This is a genomic window from Aestuariivirga sp. (genome assembly GCF_044238155.1).
In the GTDB taxonomy this organism is placed as follows: Bacteria; Pseudomonadota; Alphaproteobacteria; order Rhizobiales; family Aestuariivirgaceae; genus Aestuariivirga.
This window is the reverse complement of the sequence record NZ_JBIIDX010000162.1, coordinates 1-7,702: the sequence shown is the minus strand read 5'-3', so window position 1 is coordinate 7,702 and position 7,702 is coordinate 1. Positions and strand designations below refer to the sequence as shown.

Sequence of the window (7,702 nt, the reverse complement as noted above, 5' to 3'; positions counted from 1 at the left end):
CCCGTCTCGGCCAGCACCTTCGTGATCGCCGCCGTCAGCGACGTCTTGCCGTGGTCAACGTGACCAATCGTGCCAATGTTGCAGTGCGGCTTGTCGCGGTTGAATTTCTCTTTGGCCATCGTCGATCTACCCTATTGGCCGCCTCAGCGGCATTCGCAATTCAAACTTTGGAGCGGGTGAAGGGAATCGAACCCTCGTATTCAGCTTGGAAGGCTGCTGCTCTACCATTGAGCTACACCCGCCCGATCTTCCGTCATTCGTACACATCACCCAGTTCAGAGCGCCTAACTCCAGCCAGTGGTGGGGGAGGTAGGACTCGAACCTACGAAGGCGAAGCCAGCGGATTTACAGTCCGCCCCCTTTGCCGCTCGGGACACTCCCCCGCTCTACCCTCGGAAAGGGCAAACCCTCTGGCTTTCTGCCAAACGTCAATCAGCCCGGGACGAAACCCGGGCCGATAAGTCGGCGGGTTATGACCGCAGAGATCTTGCAAGTCAAGGGATTGATTACCGTGCCGCCAGGTCTTTTCGTTCTTCGTTCCGAAACCCTGGAGCGCAAACAACGGTTACAGAGTTGAAATGCATACCCCCTGTAGCTTCTTTTCTCTAACATATTGATCTAAAGCGCTTTATGGCCCAAGATGCAATATTCGCAGAAACCATTGACCTCGCACAGGGTTCGCGCTTCCCTGCCTACATGGACCTCATCAATACTTCCGAATCGCTATCCCGCCTCTGCCGCAACCTGGCCACCGAGCGCTTCATCACGGTCGATACCGAATTCATGCGGGAAACGACCTACTGGCCCGATCTCTGTCTGGTTCAAGTGGCCGGCGACACGGCTCAGGGCCTGATTGACCCCATGGCCCCCGGCATGGATCTTACACCCTTCTTCGACCTCATGTCCGATCCCTCGGTGCTCAAGGTTTTTCACGCAGCCCGCCAGGACATTGAAATCATGGTCCACAAGGCTGGCATTGTTCCCCACCCCGTTTTCGATACGCAAATTGCGGCGATGGTCTGCGGGTTTGGCGATCAGGTAGGCTACGAAGCAATCGTACGCCGCCTTGCACGGGCGCAGATCGACAAATCCTCCCGTTTTACGGATTGGTCGCGGCGCCCGCTGAGCGACAAGCAGCTTGCCTATGCCCTTGCTGATGTCACCCACCTCAGAGTTGTCTATCTGGCTCTGAAGTCCGAACTTGATCGAAACGGCCGTGAACACTGGCTTAGGGAAGAAATGGACATCCTCACAAATCCAGCGACATATCGCACGGAACCTGAGGATGCCTGGAAGCGCATCAAACTTCGGCTTCGTTCAAAAAGGCAACTTGGCGTTCTCATGGAAGTTGCAGCCTGGCGCGAGCGCGAAGCCCGGGATAAGAACGTGCCCCGCTCGCGCATACTCAAGGACGATGCCGTCGCCGAAATTGCGACCCAGATACCGCAAACGCGCGAGGCACTTGGACAGTTGCGCGCTCTGCCTCGCGGCATAGCTAATTCCAGACTGGGTGAAGTCTTGCTGAAGGCGGTCGCGGACGGCCTTTCACGCGATCCCAAAAGTCTGCCGCAACCCTCAGAGGAGCGCGCCGAGATGACCGAGGCCGCACAAGCGGCCGCCGAGGTACTAAAGCTCGCGCTGAAGGTTGTATGCCAAAAAGAAGGCATCGCTCCCCGCCTTGTTGCTTCCACCTCGGATATCGATGCGCTTGCCGAACGCGAAGATGCGGACATCAATCTTATGAAAGGTTGGCGGCGAGAATTGTTTGGCAACGTGGCGCTGTCCATCAAGCGTGGAGAGGCGGTTATTGGCTTCGATCAGGGAGAGGTGCGGGTCATGACCACGGCAAAACTTTGCTAAGCGGCCGAATAGCGTCTCATCGCTCGCTCAGCGGCCTATCACCACTTTACCGGTGCGGCCCATTTCAGCTGCCAGCCCCGTCAATCTCTTGTCGACTCTCTCACCCGCAAGATCTGCAAGCTTCCGAGGGAGGGTCAGAATGAGGGTCCTATTGTCCCCGAGCTTCAGGCGGATGTCCGGCAGTTTTCCGGGCATGGCGGCCGACAGGATGTATGCAAGCCGAAAAATGCTGCTCAAGAGATGTGCCCTCTGATGATCTTCATCGCCAAGCAGCCGGTTGAGACCGTCACCGTCTTCCCCACCGCCGTCATAACGGTAGAAAACCGTTAACGCGAGAAACACTCGGCCAGGGTGGTCGATGCCGACAAAAGCTGCCTGAGAAATCATGGAAAGTGACCGCTCTGCCCGGTAATCAGGGTGTGCTCGCCAGCCGATATCGGCAAGCAGACACGCGGCATACCGCAATCGCTTCTGGGCCGCGGTCTCGGGTAACTTGCCTTCTCCGAAGAGCTGGTCCGTCCAATCACACAACTCGAGCTCATGTTCCGGAGACCGCGCGTACCGGCGTGCAAAATCCCAACAAGAGGACAGCAAGGCATCGCTCTGCCGCTTGCGAGATGTCAATTTTGAATACAGTAAACCTTCCCGTACACCGTAGACTGAGACCTCAACACCACCGGCACCTGAATGAGCGAGCAGCCTTTCCAGCACCATAGCGCCGTAAGGCATTGTATCCGCGCGGCTCTTTGAAACCTCGCGGACATCACGCAACGAAGCTGGCGAGAGCTGCGCGACGAGACCAGACAACGAGATCGCCTGGGCACGCGCAAGCCGATAGCTATGCAGTACATGAAGTGGATAGTGACTTTGCGCCATGTGGAGTTTTGCAAGGTTTCTCCAAGTACCCCCAACCGCATAGAAGGTCCGCCCCTTGAGTTGCGACAGCATCCCACTGTTGATCAGGGCTTCGTCAACAATCCGCCTTGCCTTGTCTATCGAGCCCCCCGAAACATCCATCAGCCGCAGAGGACCAAGCGGTAACGTCACGCCCTCACGCAGTCTTCCATCCTTGATATCGATGAGTTCGAGCGAGCCACCTCCCAAGTCGCCGACCACGCCATCAGCATATGGAATTCCTGATATGACACCCAATGCCGCAAGCCGTGCTTCTTCCTTGCCGGAGAGCAGCTTGATGCCTGCGCCCAGCGCCTTTTCTGCACGAGCGACGAACTCACTACCGTTTTCTGCCTCCCGAGCAGCGGCAGTGGCCACGGCGAATACATGTTTTGCTCCAATCTGCCGCGACAAGGCCCTAAACCGGCGAAGGGCAGATAGTGCCCTTACAACCCCATCCTCGGCCAGCCGGCCCTTGGTCGCAAGCCCACGGCCCAATCCACACAGGATCTTTTCATTGAAAATAGGAGTTGGGGACCGCCTCAACCCATCGTACACGACCAGACGAACCGAGTTAGACCCGATATCTACAACCGCTACGGGCCGATACTTAGGGGGCGCGGTGCGAAAACCCTTATGCCAACTCACGTCACAGACCTCGATTTGCCCCTCGGACGCTTTTGGATCTCGGGCGGTACGTTACCAGCCTGGGATCGTCCACGGCCAGACAGTGACGGGTTTTTCATGAAATAGTCATGAGCATTGAAAGGTTCCTCATCGGCAGCCAATGCGACGCGACGTGAGGACCCATCTGCCAGCAATTCCCAGCTCTGTTGATTGTCTCGCAGATTTGCCACCATGATCTGGTCGAGTATCTGATCATGTACGGTAGGGTTTTCTATCGGAATGAGTGTTTCAACTCGTCTGTGCAGGTTCCTCTGCATCCAATCGGCGGAACTGATGTAAACCTTGGCGCGCTTGTGCGGAAGCGCGTGACCTGCTCCAAAACATACAATCCGTGAATGCTCAAGAAAGCGGCCCACGATACTCTTGACCCGTATGTTGTCTGAGAGGCCCGGAACCCCAGGCCTCAAACAGCAAATGCCGCGGACGACGAGGTCAATCTGCACGCCTGCTGAGCTCGCCTCGTAAAGCGCATCAATAATACCTGGGTCAACAATCGAATTTAGCTTGGCCCATATCTGGGCCGGCCGACCTGCCTTGGCGTGGGATATTTCATCTCCAATGTGCTCGAGCAATCTGTCCTTGAGATTGATTGGTGATAGCGCAATCTTTTCAAGGTCCTCCGGTTGAGCGTAACCCGAAATAAAGTTGAACAGACGAGCAGCATCCCGGACAAGGGCGGGATCACAAGTGAAGAAGGAAAGATCAGTATAAACCTTCGCGGTGATCGGGTGGTAATTGCCGGTGCCAAAATGCACGTAGGTACGCATCTGACTACCCTCCCGGCGAACCACCATGGACACCTTGGCATGGGTCTTGAGCTCGATGAAGCCAAAGACAACCTGAACGCCGGCACGCTCGAGATCGCGCGCCCACTGAATATTTGCCTCCTCATCAAATCTCGCCTTCAGCTCGACGAGCGCCATGACGGATTTTCCAGCCTCGGCCGCCTTGGCCAGCGCTGCGACTATGGGAGAATCCTTGGATGTTCGATAGAGGGTCTGCTTGATGGCTACAACGTCAGGATCATTGGCGGCCTGCAATACAAACTGGACTACTACATCAAAGGATTCATAGGGGTGATGGACTACGATGTCCTTTTGACGAATTGCCGCGAAGCAATCTCCACCATGATCTCTGATCCGTTCCGGGAACCGGGCGATAAACGGCTTGAACTTCAGGTCCGGACGCTCGTCGAGAATCAGGTGTTGCGTGTCGGAATATCCTACGAGACCAGCACACTCGACGATGGCATCCCGATGTACGTCCAGCTCCGAAGCGATGAACTCACGCAATGACACCGGTGTTTGAGCGTCGACCTCCATGCGTATCACGGAGCCTCGCCTCCGCCTCTTCAGGGCCGTTTCAAACACGCGCACCAGATCTTCTGCTTCTTCCTCGATTTCGATGTCACTGTCCCGAATAACGCGCATAACACCCTGACCCTTCACCTCGTATCCTGGGAAAAGTCTTGGAATAAAAAGGCTCAGCATGTTCTCCAGCGAAATGAACCGAACCGCAGGCTGCCCCTCACTGGCTGGCAAGCGTACGAAGCGGTCCAGTTGCTGAGGAATGGGCAGCAGCGCATTCATCAGTCCCCCGTCCTTCCGACGCTTCAATTCAAGGCAGATGATGAATCCACGGTTAGGTATGAAGGGAAACGGATGCGCTGGATCTATGGCAATTGGAGTAACCACAGGGAGGATCTGCTGCAAGAACCGCTCATCAAGCCAAGATGACTCGTGCGGCTGGAGATCAGAGCCATCTGTAATCACGATTCCATTTTGTGCAAGCTCCTCTCGCAGCTGGCGCCAGCGCCTATCCTGCTCGGCCATTAGCGTCTGAGCAAGCCCACGAACCTGATCAAGCTGCTCCTGGGCGGTTAATCCATCATCACTTCTCTGCGGAAGCTTTTCTCGAGCCTGCCCCACCAGGCCAGCAACCCGCACCATGAAAAACTCATCGAGGTTGTTGCCCGAGATCGATAGAAAACGCAGTCGTTCAAGTAGCGGATGCGTCATGTTTCTGGCTTCTTCCAGAACCCGCATGTTGAATCCTAGCCATGAGAGCTCGCGGTTGATAAACCGCTGCGTCATGTCCCTGGTGATGATCGACGGCACGCCAGCTGTTGGATTATTCATGAGAACCCTTTATTCGAGAGCCCAAGGCCGAAGTTGTCATTATAACAGGCTCATGACGCTTGGGTGAACACGCTTAAAGCGCTTGTATTCAATCCTCTTCATCCAGCCGGGCCTGTCCGATGAGCGACGCCAATGCTCTGGCAGCCAGCGTACGGCTGACCGGGGACTTTTCACTCAAGGCCAGCCTGTCGATACCTGAAACAAGCAACTGGGCGGCCTCGAGCGACCGCGGCATACGAAGCATTAAATAGGAAATAACGCTCTCATCCAGCACGAGCTGTCGATCGCTGAACAGCTTGACCAGAACGCCCCGCAGCAGCGCGTCATCCGGTGGCTCCAGCCTCGCCACGGGAAGGGCACGAAGGCGCGAGGCGAGATCGGGAAGCGTCACTGACCACTGAGCGGGATCTGTGCCACTGGCCAGTAGGACATAGGCCTGATGCTGATGGGCAAGGTTCAACACGTGAAACAGGGTCCTCTCATCGAGACTCTCGCCGGGGGCATCATCAATGGCCAAAGCTCCCGCCGAGAGGAGCTCATGAGGCAGTTGACGGTGAAGCTCTGACGCCGTGACCTGTCTCGCACCGGACAGTCGGCGCCAAACCTCGATTAGATGGCTCTTGCCACTCCCGGCGCTGCCAATGATCACAGCGGCCCTAACTGGCCAGTCCGGGAAACGGTCAATCAGGGAAACCGCTGCCGCATTGGAAGGCGTTACGAGGAAATCGTCCCGCCCCAACGCCGTGCGCAGAGGCAGATCGAGGACCAACTGTCGACTGTTTCCACTAGTCATCCGGAAGCGTCAGCTTTCCTGGTGACGGTCTCGGCTCCAAGATAGAGGCGGCTGCTCAGATATTTCCGCAAGGCGAACCGCGTCAGCACTCCAGCTGCGGCCGCAAGCGGAACTGCCAGCAGCAGGCCCACGAAACCAAACGCATAGCCAAAGGCGAACAATGCAAACATGAGCCAGACGGGATGTAGCCCGATACTCTGGCCCACCAGCTTCGGAGAAAGAAAATTGCCCTCCAGAAACTGGCCAACACCAAAAATTCCGGCGACCAGCAAAATCGACGCAAAATCTGGCCAAAACTGCACCAACGCCACGCCGATAGCCAGAACTCCTCCAATCATGGCGCCGGCATAGGGAATGAAGGTCAGCGCCCCCGCCAGGATACCAATTGCCATGCCGAAATTAAGTCCCGCAAGCGATAGAGTGACAGCATAGAATACGCCCAGCGCCAGGCAGACGCTTCCCTGGCCACGGATGAACCCCGCCATCGCCTCGTTGATCTCTCTTCCAAGGCTGCGAACCGTCTCCACATGTTCTCGTGGCACCCAGCCATCAATCGTCTCAATCATCCTGTCCCAGTCGATCAGCATGTAGAAAGTGACAATTGGAGTGACCACGAGAAGAGAAATCAAATTCACCAGGGCCATTCCACCTGACAGGATCGTCTTCAGCAGCCCAAGTATCCAGTCGGCAGCCCTACCCGCGAATTGCGAAATCGAGCCCTGGATGTCGGCTCCACTGCGCGCCACAAGATCCTTCATCCATTGTGGCGCCAGCAGATTAAACCGGTCGCTTAGCGATTGTATCAGGGCCGGCAACTCGCCGGCAAACTTGCTGATCTGCGTCCCGAGCATCGGCCCGACAATCACCAGCGCCGCCACCAGAACCACCAGTGCAACGACAACGATCATGATCGTTGCGGCAAGACGGGAAAGACCAAGTTTCTGAAGCCAATCCGCCACTGGGTCAAGAAAATAGGCAAGAACCAGCCCAGCCAGAAAAGGCAGCAGGATCGGGCTCAGCAGCCACAGCACCGCAATAAGGGCCACGAAGCACAGCGTCCAGATCAACACCTGTCTCTGCAACGTCATGGCCTGCGCTCCTCTCTGTCATTTCCGGCCATATGCCGGAGCCACGCAAACAGATAGGCTGCTCCCGAGAGCAGCGTCAACAGTGCAACCGGAATTCCGCCCAGCGTGACGATTTCCACAAGCGGCAACCGAGCGGCTGCTGCCCCGAGCACCGTCACCATGAACAGGATCTGCGCTACAGTGTTGACCTTGCTGACCATGAGCGGAACCACCCGAACCGGCTGATCCATCAGTCGCGATAG

Annotated in this window: 6 protein-coding genes, 2 tRNA genes and 1 pseudogene; 1 reads left to right on the top strand and 8 read right to left on the bottom strand. The window is 56.5% G+C overall.

What is annotated here, in order from left to right; all coding sequences use genetic code 11:
• The 3 genes from ACILRN_RS14560 to ACILRN_RS14550 all read right to left on the bottom strand — a co-directional run.
• On the bottom strand, window positions 1-119 hold a 119-nt coding region (locus ACILRN_RS14560), incomplete at its 3' end, for a GTP-binding protein (protein ID WP_290541975.1).
• 49 nt (window positions 120-168) lie between these two features.
• Window positions 169-242 (bottom strand) — tRNA-Gly (locus ACILRN_RS14555).
• Window positions 243-298: 56 nt separating this feature from the next.
• A tRNA-Tyr gene (locus ACILRN_RS14550) sits at window positions 299-383 on the bottom strand.
• A 313-nt stretch (window positions 384-696) separates the two neighbouring features.
• Between ACILRN_RS14550 and rnd the strand changes: the two genes are divergently transcribed.
• Window positions 697-1,860 (top strand): ribonuclease D, encoded by a 1,164-nt coding sequence (gene rnd / locus ACILRN_RS14545; protein WP_395689482.1) that lies wholly within the window; start codon window positions 697-699, stop codon window positions 1,858-1,860.
• A gap of 27 nt (window positions 1,861-1,887) precedes the next feature.
• On the opposite strand, the gene ppx is transcribed toward rnd, so the two are convergent.
• The 5 genes and pseudogenes from ppx to ACILRN_RS14520 all read right to left on the bottom strand — a co-directional run.
• Complete coding sequence (gene ppx / locus ACILRN_RS14540; protein WP_395689481.1) at window positions 1,888-3,402, bottom strand: exopolyphosphatase; 1,515 nt, start codon at window positions 3,400-3,402, stop codon at window positions 1,888-1,890.
• Window positions 3,399-5,579, bottom strand: a complete 2,181-nt coding sequence (locus tag ACILRN_RS14535) for an RNA degradosome polyphosphate kinase (protein WP_395689479.1) — start codon at window positions 5,577-5,579, stop codon at window positions 3,399-3,401. The genes ppx and ACILRN_RS14535 overlap by 4 nt, the downstream gene beginning before the upstream one ends.
• Window positions 5,580-5,667: 88 nt before the next feature.
• Window positions 5,668-6,348 carry a hypothetical protein gene (locus ACILRN_RS14530; RefSeq protein WP_395689477.1) on the bottom strand — a complete coding sequence of 227 codons (681 nt, stop codon included), beginning with the start codon at window positions 6,346-6,348 and terminating at the stop codon, window positions 5,668-5,670.
• 20 nt (window positions 6,349-6,368) lie between these two features.
• Window positions 6,369-7,460 carry an AI-2E family transporter gene (locus ACILRN_RS14525; RefSeq protein WP_395689475.1) on the bottom strand — a complete coding sequence of 364 codons (1,092 nt, stop codon included), beginning with the start codon at window positions 7,458-7,460 and terminating at the stop codon, window positions 6,369-6,371.
• Window positions 7,457-7,702 (bottom strand): annotated as a pseudogene (locus ACILRN_RS14520) (CDP-alcohol phosphatidyltransferase family protein); the annotation flags it as partial. The gene ACILRN_RS14525 and the pseudogene ACILRN_RS14520, both read right to left, overlap by 4 nt.